The 15,256-nt window shown below is 67.8% G+C and carries 14 protein-coding genes; 9 read left to right on the top strand and 5 right to left on the bottom strand.

Annotated elements, in window-relative coordinates; translation table 11 throughout:
* Positions 1 to 18 precede the first annotated feature (18 nt).
* Positions 19 to 942, bottom strand: coding sequence for a carbon-nitrogen hydrolase family protein (locus OEJ37_RS29485; protein ID WP_263348019.1), 924 nt, complete (start codon positions 940 to 942; stop codon positions 19 to 21).
* A gap of 80 nt (positions 943 to 1,022) precedes the next feature.
* Between OEJ37_RS29485 and OEJ37_RS29480 the strand changes: the two genes are divergently transcribed.
* The gene (locus OEJ37_RS29480; protein ID WP_263348017.1) at positions 1,023 to 1,943 is read left to right on the top strand and encodes a LysR family transcriptional regulator; all 921 of its coding nucleotides are present in this window, start codon (positions 1,023 to 1,025) and stop codon (positions 1,941 to 1,943) included.
* Positions 1,944 to 2,030: 87 nt separating this feature from the next.
* Here the strand turns inward: OEJ37_RS29480 and OEJ37_RS29475 are convergent, their stop codons facing one another.
* The 3 genes from OEJ37_RS29475 to OEJ37_RS29465 are packed head-to-tail and all read right to left on the bottom strand — an operon-like array spanning position 2,031 to position 4,959.
* Complete coding sequence (locus tag OEJ37_RS29475; protein ID WP_175919074.1) at positions 2,031 to 3,485, bottom strand: NAD(P)(+) transhydrogenase (Re/Si-specific) subunit beta; 1,455 nt, start codon at positions 3,483 to 3,485, stop codon at positions 2,031 to 2,033.
* On the bottom strand, positions 3,482 to 3,808 hold the full coding sequence (locus OEJ37_RS29470; RefSeq protein ID WP_034182754.1) for an NAD(P) transhydrogenase subunit alpha: 327 nt from the start codon (positions 3,806 to 3,808) through the stop codon (positions 3,482 to 3,484). Before OEJ37_RS29470 ends, OEJ37_RS29475 begins: the two co-directional genes overlap by 4 nt.
* A gap of 11 nt (positions 3,809 to 3,819) precedes the next feature.
* Positions 3,820 to 4,959, bottom strand: coding sequence for a Re/Si-specific NAD(P)(+) transhydrogenase subunit alpha (locus OEJ37_RS29465; RefSeq protein WP_034182753.1), 1,140 nt, complete (start codon positions 4,957 to 4,959; stop codon positions 3,820 to 3,822).
* Between the two features lie 279 nt (positions 4,960 to 5,238).
* On the opposite strand from OEJ37_RS29465, the gene OEJ37_RS29460 reads away from it, so the two are divergent.
* From OEJ37_RS29460 to OEJ37_RS29450, 3 genes are all read left to right on the top strand, one after another.
* Complete coding sequence (locus OEJ37_RS29460) at positions 5,239 to 5,748, top strand: NUDIX hydrolase (protein ID WP_174421743.1); 510 nt, start codon at positions 5,239 to 5,241, stop codon at positions 5,746 to 5,748.
* On the top strand, positions 5,745 to 6,893 hold the full coding sequence (mnmA, locus tag OEJ37_RS29455) for a tRNA 2-thiouridine(34) synthase MnmA (protein ID WP_263348012.1): 1,149 nt from the start codon (positions 5,745 to 5,747) through the stop codon (positions 6,891 to 6,893). Before OEJ37_RS29460 ends, mnmA begins: the two co-directional genes overlap by 4 nt.
* A gap of 118 nt (positions 6,894 to 7,011) precedes the next feature.
* On the top strand, positions 7,012 to 8,631 hold the full coding sequence (locus OEJ37_RS29450) for an FMN-binding glutamate synthase family protein (RefSeq protein WP_263348009.1): 1,620 nt from the start codon (positions 7,012 to 7,014) through the stop codon (positions 8,629 to 8,631).
* 118 nt (positions 8,632 to 8,749) lie between these two features.
* Here OEJ37_RS29450 and OEJ37_RS29445 read toward each other — a convergent pair whose 3' ends face one another.
* Complete coding sequence (locus OEJ37_RS29445) at positions 8,750 to 9,361, bottom strand: glutathione S-transferase family protein (RefSeq protein WP_034183409.1); 612 nt, start codon at positions 9,359 to 9,361, stop codon at positions 8,750 to 8,752.
* A gap of 185 nt (positions 9,362 to 9,546) precedes the next feature.
* On the opposite strand from OEJ37_RS29445, the gene OEJ37_RS29440 reads away from it, so the two are divergent.
* The 5 genes from OEJ37_RS29440 (at position 9,547) to purH (ending at position 15,206) form a co-directional block, all read left to right on the top strand.
* Positions 9,547 to 10,932: an aminopeptidase P N-terminal domain-containing protein gene (locus OEJ37_RS29440; protein ID WP_263348007.1), complete on the top strand. Its 1,386-nt coding sequence runs from the start codon at positions 9,547 to 9,549 to the stop codon at positions 10,930 to 10,932.
* 40 nt (positions 10,933 to 10,972) lie between these two features.
* A complete protein-coding gene (locus OEJ37_RS29435; protein ID WP_263348004.1) occupies positions 10,973 to 12,160 on the top strand; it encodes a UbiH/UbiF/VisC/COQ6 family ubiquinone biosynthesis hydroxylase in 1,188 nt (395 codons plus the stop codon).
* A 138-nt stretch (positions 12,161 to 12,298) separates the two neighbouring features.
* A complete protein-coding gene (gene dusB / locus OEJ37_RS29430; RefSeq protein WP_174421738.1) occupies positions 12,299 to 13,366 on the top strand; it encodes a tRNA dihydrouridine synthase DusB in 1,068 nt (355 codons plus the stop codon).
* Positions 13,363 to 13,596 (top strand): Fis family transcriptional regulator, encoded by a 234-nt coding sequence (locus OEJ37_RS29425; RefSeq protein ID WP_006476892.1) that lies wholly within the window; start codon positions 13,363 to 13,365, stop codon positions 13,594 to 13,596. The genes dusB and OEJ37_RS29425 overlap by 4 nt, the downstream gene beginning before the upstream one ends.
* Positions 13,597 to 13,640: 44 nt before the next feature.
* Entirely contained in the window at positions 13,641 to 15,206 is a 1,566-nt protein-coding gene (gene purH, locus OEJ37_RS29420; RefSeq protein WP_152859077.1) for a bifunctional phosphoribosylaminoimidazolecarboxamide formyltransferase/IMP cyclohydrolase, read from the top strand.
* Positions 15,207 to 15,256 lie beyond the last annotated feature (50 nt).

Genomic DNA, 15,256 nt, shown 5'->3' with positions numbered 1-15,256 from the left:
GCCCGCGCCCGCATTTTCTTACGCGCCGAACACCACCGGCCGCTTCGGCCGCTCGTCGACGTGCAGCGAAAACACGTCGGCCCTCGCGTAGTGGCCGACGACGTCGAAGTCGTAGCGCGCACGCACGATCTCGTCGGTATCGATGCGCGCGGTCACGAGCCCGGCCTCGCCGATCAGCGGTTCCGTCAGCAGGTCGCCGAGCGGCCCGACGATCACGCTGCCGCCGCGGATCAGCGGCCGCTCGGGATCCCAGCCCGGCACGTCGATGCCGAGCGCGCGCGGCGACGGCTGCACCTGACACGCGCTCACGACGAAGCAGCGCCCCTCGTGCGCGATGTGCCGCATCGAGCTCTGCCACAGGTCGCGCTCGTCGACGGTCGGCGCACACCAGATCTGCACGCCTTTCGCGTACATCGCGCAGCGCAGCAGCGGCATGTGGTTCTCCCAGCAGATCGCGGCGCCCGCACGTCCCGCCGCCGTGTCGACGACCGGCAGCGTCGAGCCGTCGCCCTGCCCCCAGATCAGCCGCTCGGTGCCGGTCGGCATCAGCTTGCGGTGTTTCGCAACGAGCCCGTCGCGCGGATCGAAGAACAGTGCCGTGCAGTACAGCGTGCTGCCGCCGCGCTCGATCACGCCGACCACGAAGCTCGCGCCCGTACGCTGCGACAACGCGGCCAGCTCGTCGGTTTCGGGGCCCGGCACGTCGATCGCCTGCGCGGCGTAACGCGCATACGCGTCGCGGCCCTCGGGCAGCCGGTAGCCGAGCCGCGTGCCGAAGATCTCGCCTTTGGGATAGCCGCCGAGCACGGCCTCGGGCAGCACGACGAGCGACGCGCCGCTGTCGCGGATCGCGGTTTCGTAGCCGAGGATCGTGTCGAGCGTGGCGCGCGTGCCGGCGGGCGATGCGCCGATCTGCAGCGCGGCGATGATGGACGTGGACATGAAGGCGTCTCCGATGAATGGGGTGACGCCATCTTTATCGATAAAATCTCATCGATCAAATCGATACAACGATAAGTATCATGAACCAGGATGATATCGCCAGCCTCGACCTGAATCTGCTGAAGGTGTTCGAGGCGCTATACGAGGAAGGCGGCGCGAGCCGCGCGGCGCTGCGGCTCGGCCTCACGCAGTCGGCCGTCAGCGCGGCGCTCGCGCGGCTGCGCGTGATCTATGCCGATCCGCTGTTCGCGCGCACCGGCCGCGGGCTCGCGCCGACGCCGCGCGCGGACGAACTGAAGCCGATCCTGTCCGATGCGCTCGACCGCTGCCGCGAAAGCCTCGCGATCGCGGCCGACGGCGGCGACCGCGTCGGCCGCACGATCTCGATCGGGCTGTCGGACGACTTCGAGATCGCGCTCGGCCGCGCGCTGATCGATGCGGTCGCGCGGGAAGCCGCGGGCATCCGGCTGATCTTCCGGCAAACGCACAGCGGCATCGCCGGCGATGCGCTGCTGCGGCACGGCGTCGATCTCGCGATCGCGTCCGGCGGGTTCTCGGCGAACGGGCTCAGCCGGCGCGCGGTCGCGACCGGCGGCTACGCGTGCCTGATCGATCCGGCCGCCCGCACGCGGCCGCCGCGCACGCTCACGCTCGCCGATTTCCTGCGGCGCGACCACCTGCTCGTCTCGTCGGGCGGCGTGATCGGGATCGTCGACGAGGCGCTGGCCGCGCTCGGCCACAAGCGGCGCGTCGTGGCATCGACCACGCATTTCGCCGCGTTGCCATACCTGCTCGCCGGCTCCGACGCGGTGGCGACGATTCCCGCGCACGCGGCACGCGCGATCGAGCGATCGGCGCCGCTGCGCGCGCTCGCGTGCCCCGTCGACCTGCCGCGCTATCCGGTGGAAATCGGCTGGCGCACGAGCACGCAGCGCGATCCGGCGATCGTGCGCGTGCGGGACGCGATCGCCGCGTGCATCGCGAACCTCGTCGCACCATGAAAGAGGCCCGGCCGGCTTGCGCCGGTCGGGCCTGTCCGGTCGGGCCGCCCTGCGTTGAAGCAGGCGCCCGAGTTGCCGGTGCGTGCGTTAATCGACGGCCTTCACCATGTCCTCGATGACCTTCTTCGCATCGCCGAACACCATCATCGTCTTGTCCATGTAGAACAGGTCGTTGTCGAGGCCAGCGTAGCCGGCCGCCATCGAACGCTTGTTGACGATCACCGTGCGCGCCTTGTACGCCTCGATGATCGGCATCCCCGCGATCGGCGATTTCGGATCGTTCTTCGCGGCCGGGTTCACCACGTCGTTCGCGCCGAGCACGAGCACCACGTCGGCCTGGCCCAACTCGCCGTTGATGTCCTCCATCTCGAACACGATGTCGTACGGCACTTCCGCTTCCGCGAGCAGCACGTTCATGTGCCCCGGCATCCGCCCGGCAACCGGGTGGATCGCATAGCGCACGTCGACGCCCTTCTCGATCAGCTTGTCGGTCAGCTCCTTCAGCGCGTGCTGCGCGCGGGCGACGGCCAGCCCGTAGCCCGGCACGATCACGATCGATTCCGCGTTGCCGAGCATGAACGCCGCGTCGTCGGCCGAACCCGACTTCACCGGGCGCTGCTCCTGCGCGCCCGCCGCGCCGCCGGCCGCCGCCTCGCCGCCGAAGCCGCCGAGGATCACGTTGAAGAACGAGCGGTTCATCGCGTGGCACATGATGTACGACAGGATCGCACCCGACGAGCCGACCAGCGAGCCGGCGATGATCAGCATCGCATTGTTCAGCGAGAAGCCGATGCCGGCCGCCGCCCACCCGGAGTACGAGTTCAGCATCGACACGACCACCGGCATGTCCGCGCCGCCGATCGGGATGATGATCAGCACGCCGAGCACGAACGCGATCGCCGTCATGATGATGAACGGCAGCCACGCCTGCGTGATGACGAACAGGATGCCGAAGCCGAGCATTGCGATCGCGAGCATCAGGTTGATCAGGTGCTGGCCCGCATACACGACCGGCGCGCCCTGGAACAGCCGGAACTTGTACTTGCCTGACAGCTTGCCGAACGCGATCACCGACCCGGAGAACGTGATCGCGCCGACGAACGTGCCGATGAACAGCTCGACGCGGTTGCCGTACGGGATGAAGTTCGACGCGACGGCGTCCTGCGGCACGAGCCCGAACGCTTCCGGCTCGGACACCACCGCATACGCGATGCACACGGCTGCGAGACCGATCAGCGAGTGCATCGCCGCGACGAGCTCCGGCATCTTCGTCATCTCGACGCGCGCGGCGACGAACGCACCGACACCGCCGCCGACGATCAGCGCGCCGAGCACCAGCGCGATGCCGAGCGGCAGGTTCGCGCCGAGCCAGGCCGCCTGCTTGACGATCAGCGCGACCGTCGTGAGGATCGCGATGGCCATCCCGACCATCCCGAACAGGTTGCCGCGGCGCGCGCTCTTCGGGTTCGACAGCCCCTTCAGCGCCTGGATGAAGCACACCGATGCGACGAGGTACAGCAGCGTAACGACGTTCATGCTCATCGCGCGCCCTCCTTGCCGCCCTCGACACGCTTGGGCTCCTTCTTGCGGAACATCTCGAGCATTCGCCTCGTCACGAGAAAGCCGCCGAACACGTTGACGGCCGCGAGCGCGACCGCGAGCGTGCCGAAGAACTTGCCGGTCACGCCGACGGTGAGCGCCGCCGCGAGCATCGCGCCGACGATCACGATCGCCGAGATCGCGTTGGTCACGGCCATCAGCGGCGTATGCAGCGCCGGCGTGACGTTCCAGACGACGTGGTAGCCGACGTACACCGCCAGCACGAAGATGATCACGTTGATCACCGTGTGATTGATGACTTCCATGGTCTCCTCCGTTATTTGCGCGTCACTTCGCCGTCGCGGCACAACAGCGTCGCGGCGACGATGTCGTCGGTCAGGTCGATGTTCAGCGTGCCTTCCTTCGTGACGATCAGCTTCATGAAGTCGAGCAGGTTGCGCGCGTACAGCGCCGACGCGTCCGACGCGACCATCGATGCGAGGTTCGTGTAGCCGGCAATCGTCACGCCGTTGTGCACGATCACCTGGTCGGCGACCGTCAGCGGGCAGTTGCCGCTCTTCCTGCCGTCGAATTCCGGGCCGCGGCCGGCCGCGAGATCGACGAGCACCGAGCCCGGCTTCATCGACTGCGCGGTTTCGACCGAGATCAGCGTCGGCGCCGGGCGCCCGGGAATCAGCGCGGTGGTGATCACGATGTCGGCCTGCTTCGCGCGCTCGTGCACGAGCGCGGCCTGGCGGCCGAGCCACGACGGCGGCATCGGGCGTGCATAACCGCCGACGCCCTGCGCGGCCTCGCGTTCTTCGTCGGTTTCGAACGGGACGTCGAGGAATTTCGCGCCGAGCGACTCGATCTGCTCCTTCACGGCCGGCCGCACGTCGGACGCCTCGATCACGGCACCCAGCCGCTTCGCGGTCGCGATCGCCTGCAGACCCGCGACGCCCGCGCCGAGAATCAGCACGCGCGCGGCCTTCACGGTGCCCGCGGCCGTCATCAGCATCGGGAAGAAGCGCGGATACAGCGCCGCGGCGACGAGCACGGCCTTGTAGCCCGCGATGTTCGCCTGCGACGACAGCACGTCGAGGCTCTGCGCACGCGTCGTGCGCGGCGCGGCTTCGAGCGCGAAGCCCGTCACGCCGGCCGCCGCGAGTTTCGCCGCCTGCTCGCCGTTGAACGGCTCGAGCATGCCGACCAGCACGGAGCCGCGCTTCAGCGATGGCAGTTCCGCGTCGGTGGGCGCCTGGACCTTCAGCACGATGTCGGCATCAAAAGCGGCCGACTGGTCGGTCAGCTCGGCACCGGCGGCCGCATAGGCCTGGTCGGGATAGCTGGCTGCGACGCCGGCCCCTTTCGCGATACTGACGCGATGGCCGGCAGCCGCGTATTTCTTCACGGTTTCCGGCGTCGCAGCCACACGCGCCTCGTTCGCCCGCGTCTCGGCAGGCACTCCAATATGCATCGTCGGTTCCTCCAGTCATTGTCAGTATTTCTTTTCTTGCGATTTTTACTGCACAACGAGCCGGACAGGCTGACTTACCGGCTCACGGGCAACGGCGTTCACGCTGCACTTTAACCGAAAGCGATGGTTGCGCCAGCACATTCCGCACGATCGTGCTCGAATGCGACATCAGCCTGGCCCGTGGCGCCACGCATCGGCGGGACGGACGATCTGCGAGGGTCGGATTCGTCTAACGAGATGCCGGGCAGCGTTCGGGCGCAACCGGTAAAATGCCGAACCATGAAACCCGAAATCTGGACCCCGCATGTGACGGTCGCCGCGCTCGTCGAGCACGCCGGCCGTTTTCTCGTGATCGAGGAAGAAACCTCGACGGGCCTGCGCATCAACCAGCCGGCCGGCCATCTCGAGGCCGGCGAAACGCTGGCCGACGCCGTGATCCGCGAGACGCTCGAGGAAACCGCGCACCCGTTCACGCCCGACGCGCTCGTCGGCGTCTATCTCGCGCACTACGACCGTCCCGGCAGCGCCGGTGCGACCTACCTGCGCTTCACGTTCTGCGGCACGGCCGGCGAGCCGGTCGCGGGCCACGTGCTCGACGACGGCATCGTCCGCACGCTGTGGTTGACGGCCGACGAACTGCGCGCATGCAGCGAGCGCCATCGCTCGCCCGCGGTGATGCGCTGCGTCGACGACTATCTCGCCGGGCGGCGCATTCCGCTCGATTTCGTGCACACGCATTCGGTCGCGCCGCGCCCCGAGGCATTCGAACGTCAGGCGGTCAGCAAATGAGCAAGCGCCGTGTAGTGGTGGGCATGTCGGGCGGCGTCGATTCGTCGGTGACCGCGTGGCTGCTGAAGGAACAGGGCTACGACGTGGTCGGCCTGTTCATGAAGAACTGGGAAGACGACGACGACGGTGAATACTGCTCGACGCGCCAGGACTGGATCGACGTCGTGTCGGTGGCCGACCTGATCGGCATCGACGTGGAAGCCGTCAACTTCGCAGCGGAATACAAGGACCGCGTGTTCGCCGAGTTCCTGCGCGAATACTCGGCCGGCCGCACGCCGAACCCCGACGTGCTGTGCAACGCCGAGATCAAGTTCAAGGCATTCCTCGATCACGCGATGTCGCTCGACGCGGAAATGATCGCGACCGGCCACTATGCACGCGTGCGCGAGCGCGACGGGCGTTTCGAACTGCTGAAGGCGTTCGATCACACGAAAGACCAGTCGTACTTCCTGCACCGGCTGAACCAGGCGCAACTGTCGAAGACGATGTTCCCGCTCGGCGAGATCCCGAAGACCAAGGTGCGCGAGATCGCCGCGCAGATCGGGCTGCCGAACGCGAAGAAGAAGGATTCGACCGGCATCTGCTTCATCGGCGAACGGCCGTTCCGCGATTTCCTGAACCGCTACCTGCCGACGAAACCCGGCCCGATGAAGACGCCCGACGGCAAGGTCGTCGGCGAGCACATCGGCCTCGCGTTCTACACGTTCGGCCAGCGCAAGGGCATCGGCCTCGGCGGCAGCAAGAGCGGCAGCGGCGAGCCGTGGTTCGTCGCCGCGAAGGACATCGCGTCGAACACGCTGTATGTCGTGCAGGGCCACGATCATCCGTGGCTGCTGTCGCGGCAGCTCGTCGCCGGCAACGTGAGCTGGGTCGCCGGCGAGCCGCCGGCGGAAGGCTTCGCGTGCGGCGCGAAGACGCGCTACCGGCAGGCCGATGCCGCGTGCACGTTCGCGCATGCCGGCGGCGAGCGCTTCTCGCTCGCGTTCGACGACGCGCAATGGGCCGTCACGCCCGGCCAGTCGGCCGTGCTGTACGACGGCGAGATCTGTCTCGGCGGCGGCATCATCGAGTTCGCGGCAACCGGCCGGCACGGCCAGGCCGCAGCCGCGGAAGGCCACGCACCGGCGCTCGCCGAAGCACGCTGACACCTATTCGGTTTAGACTTGCGGCACGCCGCGCCCGACGGAACACGATTCCGCCGAGGCCGGCGTGCCGCCGCGCAGCGTACGCATGGCGGTATTTCAAGATTCTTACGGAGTCCCCATGCTTTCAAGACGCTATCTGGCGATGTGGTGTGCCGTGCTGCTGCTCGCCGCGACGGCCGCGCTCGCGTCGACTCACGCACTCTCCTGGCTGTGGATCCTGATCCCCGCCGCCCTCGTCGCGCTCGGCCTGTACGACCTGAAGCAGGACCGCCACGCGATCCTGCGCAACTATCCGCTCTGGGGCCACTTCCGCTTCCTGTTCGAGTTCATCCGCCCCGAGATCCGCCAGTACTTCGTCGAGGACGACACCGACGAGAAACCGTTCTCGCGCGCGCAGCGCAGCCTCGTCTACCAGCGCGCGAAGAACGTCGCCGACAATCGCCCGTACGGCACCGAGCTGAACGTGAAGGCCGTCGCGCACGAATGGATCAGCCACTCGCTTGCACCGACGAAACTGCCGAACCACGATTTCCGCATCCGCGTCGGCACGAATCGCGCGCAACCCTACGACATTTCGATCTTCAACATCTCGGCGATGAGCTTCGGCTCGCTGTCCGCGAACGCGATCCGCTCGCTGAACCTCGGCGCGAAGAAAGGCGGTTTCGCGCACGACACCGGCGAAGGCTCGCTGTCGAAGTACCACCGCGAGAACGGCGGCGACATCATCTGGGAAATCGCGTCGGGCTACTTCGGCTGCCGCAACGACGACGGCACGTTCAACCCCGACAAGTTCGCGAAGCAGGCCGCCGATCCGCAGGTCAAGATGATCGAGGTAAAGCTGTCGCAGGGCGCGAAGCCCGGCCACGGCGGCGTGCTGCCGGCCGCGAAGATCACGCCGGAAATCGCCGAGACGCGCGGCGTGCCGATGGGCAAGGACTGCATCTCGCCCGCGACGCATTCGGAATTCTCGACGCCGCGCGGGCTGCTTGAATTCGTCGAGCGCCTGCGCACGCTGTCGGGCGGCAAGCCGACCGGCTTCAAGCTGTGCGTCGGCCATCCGTGGGAATTCTTCGGGATCGCGAAGGCGATGGTCGAAACGGGCATCGTGCCGGACTTCATCGTCGTCGACGGCGCGGAAGGCGGCACGGGCGCGGCGCCGCTCGAATTCACCGACCACGTCGGCGTGCCGCTGCAGGAAGGGCTGCTGCTCGTGCACAACACGCTCGTCGGGATCGGCGTGCGCGACCGCGTGAAGATCGGCGCGAGCGGCAAGATCATCTCCGCGTTCGACGTCGCGCGCACGCTCGCGATCGGCGCGGACTGGGTGAACTCGGCGCGCGGCTTCATGTTCGCGGTCGGCTGCATCCAGGCGCAGACCTGCCACACGGGCCGCTGCCCGACCGGCGTCGCGACGCAGGACCCGGTGCGCCAGCGCGCGCTCGTCGTGCCCGACAAGGCCGACCGCGTGTACAACTTCCACCGCAATACGCTGCACGCGCTGCAGGAACTCGTGCAGGCGGCCGGCCTCGCGCATCCGTCCGAGCTGCGCGCGCATCACATCGTGCAGCGCATCGCGCCGCACGAGGTCCGGCTGATGTCGCAGTTGCTGAAGTACCTGAAGCCCGGCGCGCTGCTCGACGGCAACCATTGCGGCTTCTCGCTGTACGACAAGTGGTGGCCGATTGCACGCAGCGATTCGTTCACGCTCGGCGAGGCCGTGTACGCGTCGATCGAGTGAGGCTCGCGACCGCCCGGCTGCCGGGCGGCCCGGCAAAAAGAAAAGCGCCCTGCGGGGCGCTTTTCTTTCGTCTGCCGAATGTGCGACTGCGTGGCGTGAATGCGTGGCCGGCAGCGGCTCAGTTCTGCGGCAGCGTGTCGGCGAACGATTGCCGCTGCAGCAGCTTCACGAAGTGCTTGTCGAGGTTCGGGTGGCGATCGCGCCAGTTGACCTCGGGCATCCGGAAGTCGAGATAGCCGAGCGCGCAGCCGAGCGCGATGTCGGCGAGCGAGTAATGATTACCGACGCACCACGTCTTGCCGCCAAGACCCTGTGACATCGCAACGAGCGCATCGTCGATCTTGCGCTGCTGGCGCGCGATCCAGCTTGCGCTGCGCTGCACCTCGTCGCGCATCGTGTGTTCGAGACGAATCGCGACCGCCGCGTCGAGCACGCCGTCGCCCAATGCTTCCCAGCAGCGCACTTCGACGCGCTCGCGGCCCGACGGCGGAATCAGCTTGCCGACCGGCGACAGCGTATCGACGTATTCGCAGATCACGCGGGAATCGAACACCGCGGCACCATCCTCCATCACGAGGCACGGGACCTTGCCGAGCGGATTCGATGCATGAATATCCGTCTCCGGCGCCCACACGTTCTCGAGCTCCAGCTTGTAGTCGATCTTCTTTTCAGCGAGCACGATCCGCGCCTTTCGGACGTACGGGCTGCTGAGCGAACCGATTAATTTCATCATCTGCCTTTTTAAGGGAACCGCCGAGAGTATACGTTGTCGCCGATCATAACCGGCCAGCGTCGCGCGGTAGAAAATCGCCCGGCCGGCCTGTGGATGGTTTGCAACAGCCGCCACGCGGGCCTTCCGGCGCAGCGCTTGGCCGCCCTCTCACGCGCCGCGTCCGGCGGCGCTACAATCGCACGATGAATGCGCCCCTCGAACCCGCCATCGCCGTCGACGTCTACCGCCAGCGCCGTGAACGCGTGCTTGCCGCACTGCGCGCCGCCGGCGGCGGCGTCGCCATCATCCCCACCGCGCCGGAACTGCTGCGCAACCGCGATACGGCCTACCCGTACCGGTACGACAGCTACTTCCATTACCTGACGGGCTTCACCGAGCCGGATGCCGTGCTCGTGCTGACCGCGGCCGCGCCGCACGGCGCGCCGGAGTCGATCCTGTTCTGCCGCGGCAAGAACGTCGATCGCGAGATCTGGGAAGGCTTCCACTACGGGCCCGAAGCCGCGCGCGACGCGTTCGGTTTCGACACGGCGTTCGCGGTCGACGTGATCGACACCGAGATGCCGCGCCTGCTCGCCGACGCGGGCACCGTGCATTACCGGTTCGGCGCCTCGGCCGACTTCGACCGGCAGCTCGCGGGCTGGCTCGACGCGGTGCGCGCGCAGGCGCGCACGGGCGTCGCCGCGCCGGACGCGATGCTCGACCTCACGCCGCTCGTCGACGACATGCGGCTCGTGAAAGACGAGCACGAACTCGCGATCATGATGCGCGCCGCGCACATCTCCGCGCTCGCGCACCGCCGCGCGATGCAGGCGTGCCGCCCCGGCATCCGCGAATACGAACTCGAGGCCGAGCTGCTGTATACGTTCCGCAAGCACGGCGCGCAGGCGCCCGCGTACGGCTCGATCGTCGCGGCCGGCGCGAACGCGTGCGTGCTGCACTACCCGGCCGGCAACGCGGCCGCGCAGGACGGCGACCTGATCCTGATCGACGCCGCGTGCGAACTCGACGGCTACGCGTCGGACATCACGCGCACGTTCCCGGCCAACGGGCGCTTCTCGCCCGCGCAGCGCGCGCTGTACGACATCGTGCTCGCCGCGCAGCAGGCCGCGATCGATGCGACGCGCGCGGGCGTGCCGTTCGAAGTGCCGCACGATGCGGCCGTGCGCGTGCTCGCGCAGGGGCTGCTCGACACCGGCATCATCCCGAAAGCGCGCTTCTCGAACGTCGACGACGTGATCGTCGAGCGAGCGTACACGCGTTTCTACATGCACCGCACGGGCCACTGGCTCGGAATGGACGTGCATGACTGCGGCGACTACCGCGAGCGGCTCGCCGAGCGCGACGGCAACGGCGCGCTGCCGTGGCGCACGCTGAAACCCGGCATGACGCTGACGGTCGAGCCCGGCCTGTATGTGCGCGCAGCCGACGACGTGCCGCCCGAGTACTGGAACATCGGCATCCGCATCGAGGACGACGCAATCGTGCGCGAGCACGGCTGCGAGCTGATCACGCGCGGCGTGCCCGTCGCGGCCGCCGAGATCGAAGCGCTGATGCGCGCGGACGCATGACCGGCCGCTGCCGACCGTTACCTCCGTTTCACGAATCAAGATGACGACCGCTTCTTCCCCGGCCACGCCGGACTACGACCTCGCCATCGTCGGCGCGGGCCCTGTCGGGCTCGCGCTCGCCGGCTGGCTCGCGCGCCGCAGCGCAACGCAGCACGCGTCGATCGCGCTGATCGATGCGCGCGAACCGGCCGCGAGCATGAACGACCCGCGCGCGATCGCCGTGTCGCACGGCAGCCGCGTGCTGCTCGACACGCTCGCGTGGCCTGCCGACGCGACGCCGATCGAACATATCCACGTGTCGCAGCGCGGCCATTTCGGCCGCACGCTGATCGACCGCGACGAGCACGACCTCGCCGCGCTCGGCTATGTCGTGCGCTACGGCTCGCTGGTGCAGGCGCTTGCGGACGCCGTGCGCGGCACGCGCGTCGACTGGCTCACGTCGACCACCGCGCGCGCGCCGCGGCAGGACACCGACGGCGTCACGCTGACGCTCGACGGCCCGCAGGGCGAACGCACGCTGCGCGCGCGCATCGTCATCAACGCCGAAGGCGGGCTGTTCCACGAACAGCACGCCGACGCCGGCAAGCATCGCCGCGACTACGGGCAGACCGCGCTCGTCGGCACGGTCACGGTATCGGCGCCGCGCCCGAATGTCGCATGGGAGCGTTTCACGCACGAAGGCCCGCTCGCGCTGCTGCCGCTCGGCGGGCCGCGCCAGGCCGACTACGCGCTCGTCTGGTGCTGCACGCCGGACGAAGCGGCGCGCCGCGCGGCGCTGCCCGACGACGCGTTCCTGCGCGAGCTCGGCAGCGCGTTCGGCGAACGCATGGGCCAGTTCGTCGCGATCGCGGGCCGGGCATCGTTCCCGCTCGGGCTGAACGCCGCGCAAACGCTCGTCAGCGGCCGCGTCGCGATCGTCGGCAATGCCGCGCAAACCCTGCACCCCGTCGCGGGCCAGGGGCTCAACCTCGGGCTGCGCGACGCGCATACGCTCGTCGACACGTTGTCCTCGCAAGGCTTCGATGCGACCGCACTTGCAACCTTCAACGCGCGCCGCGCGCTCGACCGGCGCTTCACGATCGGTGCGACCGACACGCTTGCACGACTGTTTACGATCGACGCGGGCCCGCTCCCGCTGCTGCGCGGCGCCGCGCTCACCGCGCTCGAATTCGTGCCGCCGCTCAAGAAGGCGATCGCGCGCCAGATGATGTTCGGCCAGCGCAATTGACGCGCGGCGCACCGTACGGTGCGCCCGCGCCGGACCACACAAACCGGGTCAAATCGGCGGGGCATGGGAATACGGTAAAATGCGCGTTTTCCCTCCGCCTTTTTCATGCCCGCGCCGGTCGCGGGCGGTGCCATTGCAATGCCCGTTATCGGCTCTCACGTATTGCGTAACAACCTGTTCGTCGCCCCGATGGCCGGGGTGACGGATCGTCCGTTCCGCCAGCTGTGCAAGCGGCTGGGGGCCGGTTACGCCGTGTCCGAGATGGTCGCGTCCAACGCGCAGCTGTGGAAAAGCGCGAAGACGATGCGGCGCGCGAACCACGAAGGCGAAGTGGAGCCGATCGCGGTGCAGATCGCCGGCGCCGATCCGGCGATGATGGCCGAAGCGGCCCGCTACAACGTGGACAACGGCGCGCAGATCATCGACATCAACATGGGCTGCCCGGCAAAGAAGGTCTGCAACGTCGCGGCCGGCTCCGCGCTGCTGCAGAACGAGCCGCTCGTGCAGCGGATCGTCGAGGCCGTCGTCGCGGCGGTCGGCACGGGGCCCGATGCGGTGCCCGTCACGCTGAAGATCCGCACCGGCTGGGACCGCGAGCACAAGAACGCGATCACGGTCGCGCGCCTGGCCGAAGCCGCCGGCATCTCGATGCTCACCGTGCACGGCCGCACGCGCGCTGATCTCTACCGCGGCGACGCCGAATACGACACCATCGCGGCCGTGAAGGCAGCCGTGCGGATTCCGGTCGTCGCGAACGGCGACATCACGTCGCCCGCAAAAGCGAAGGCCGTGCTCGATGCAACCGGTGCCGACGCGCTGATGATCGGTCGCGCCGCGCAAGGTCGGCCGTGGCTGTTCCGCGAAATCGATCATTTCCTGCAAACCGGCGAGCTGCTGCCCCCGCCGCTGATCGACGAGATCCAGCACGTGATGAACGAACACCTGGAAGACCACTACGCTTTCTATGGTGAATTCACGGGAGTCCGTACTGCGCGCAAGCACATCGGCTGGTACACTCGCGGCCTTTCCGGTGCCAACGGGTTCCGGCACAGGATGAACACGCTCGATTCCTCCCGCGAGCAACTCGCCGCCGTCAATGCATTCTTCGAGGCGCAAAAGGCGCTGTCGGACCATCTCGTCTACGTCGATGACGAAGAGGAAAACGGCCAGGGCGAGTCGGACGACCATAACCAGTTAGCAGCATGAGCAAGCACAACATCGAACAATGTGTCCGCGAGAGCCTGGACGTGTATTTCCGGGATCTAGACGGCTCCAATCCGCACGACGTCTACGAAATGGTGATGTCCTGCGTCGAAAAGCCGATGCTCGAGGTCGTGCTCGTACAGGCAGGCGGCAACCAGTCGCTCGCCGCGGAGTACCTCGGCATCAACCGCAATACGCTGCGCAAGAAGCTGCAGCAGCACGGCCTGCTGTAGTCGGCCGCCCCGTCCCCGTTTCCCAGGCTATTGGTGGTTCCATCATGATCAAGCAAGCGCTCATTTCCGTTTCCGACAAGACCGGCATCGTCGACTTCGCGAAGTCGCTGTCCGACCTCGGCGTCAAGCTGCTGTCGACCGGCGGCACCGCGAAACTGCTCGCCGACGCGGGCCTGCCCGTTACCGAAGTGGCCGACTACACGGGCTTTCCGGAAATGCTCGATGGGCGCGTGAAGACGCTCCACCCGAAGGTGCACGGCGGCATCCTCGCCCGCCGCGACCTGCCCGAGCACATGCAGGCGCTGGAACAGCACGGCATCCCGACGATCGACCTGCTCGTCGTGAACCTGTACCCGTTCGTCGCGACGATCGCGAAGGACGACTGCACGCTCGCCGACGCGATCGAGAACATCGACATCGGCGGCCCGACGATGCTGCGCTCGGCCGCGAAGAACCACCGCGACGTGACGGTCGTCGTCGATCCGGCCGACTACGCGGTCGTACTCGACGAGATGAAGGCGAACGGCAACACGGTCGGCTACCCGACCAACTTCCGCCTTGCGACGAAGGTGTTCGCGCACACCGCGCAATACGACGGCGCGATCACGAACTACCTGACGAGCCTGACCGACGAGCTGAAGCACGCATCGCGCAATGCGTACCCGGCAACGCTGAACATGGCGTTCGACAAGGTGCAGGACCTGCGCTACGGCGAGAACCCGCACCAGAGCGCGGCGTTCTACCGCGACATCGCGACGCCGGCCGGCGCACTCGCGAACTACCGCCAGCTGCAGGGCAAGGAACTGTCGTACAACAACATCGCGGATTCGGACGCGGCGTGGGAATGCGTGAAGACGTTCGACGCGCCGGCCTGCGTGATCATCAAGCATGCGAACCCGTGCGGCGTCGCGGTCGGCAACGACTCGGCCGACGCGTACGCGAAGGCGTTCCAGACCGATCCGACGTCGGCATTCGGCGGCATCATCGCGTTCAACCGCGAAGTCGACGAAGCGGCCGCGCAAGCGGTTGCGAAGCAGTTCGTCGAAGTGCTGATCGCACCGTCGTTCTCCGACGCCGCGAAGCAGGTGTTCGCCGCGAAGCAGAACGTGCGCCTGCTCGAAATCGCACTCGGCGACGGCCATAACGCATTCGACCTGAAGCGCGTGGGCGGCGGCCTGCTCGTGCAGTCGCTCGATTCGAAGAACGTGCAGCCGCACGAGCTGCGCGTGGTCACGAAGCGCCACCCGACGCCGAAGGAAATGGACGACCTGCTGTTCGCCTGGCGCGTCGCGAAGTACGTGAAGTCGAACGCGATCGTGTTCTGCGGCAACGGCATGACGCTCGGCGTCGGCGCGGGCCAGATGAGCCGTGTCGATTCCGCGCGCATCGCGAGCATCAAGGCGCAGAACGCGGGCCTGACGCTGGCCGGTTCGGCCGTCGCGTCGGATGCGTTCTTCCCGTTCCGCGACGGCCTCGACGTCGTCGTGGCGGCCGGCGCGACCTGCGTGATCCAGCCGGGCGGCTCGGTGCGCGACGACGAAGTGATCGCGGCAGCGGACGAGCACAACATCGCGATGATCCTGACGGGCGTGCGCCACTTCCGTCACTGATCGCACGCGGCCCGCGCGGCCGTTGCACGACAACCCGGCGGCGTCGCACC

The organism is Burkholderia sp. BKH01 (assembly GCF_025685725.1).
In the GTDB taxonomy this organism is placed as follows: domain Bacteria; phylum Pseudomonadota; class Gammaproteobacteria; order Burkholderiales; family Burkholderiaceae; genus Burkholderia; species Burkholderia pyrrocinia_C.
This window is presented reverse-complemented; position numbering and strand designations above follow the sequence as displayed.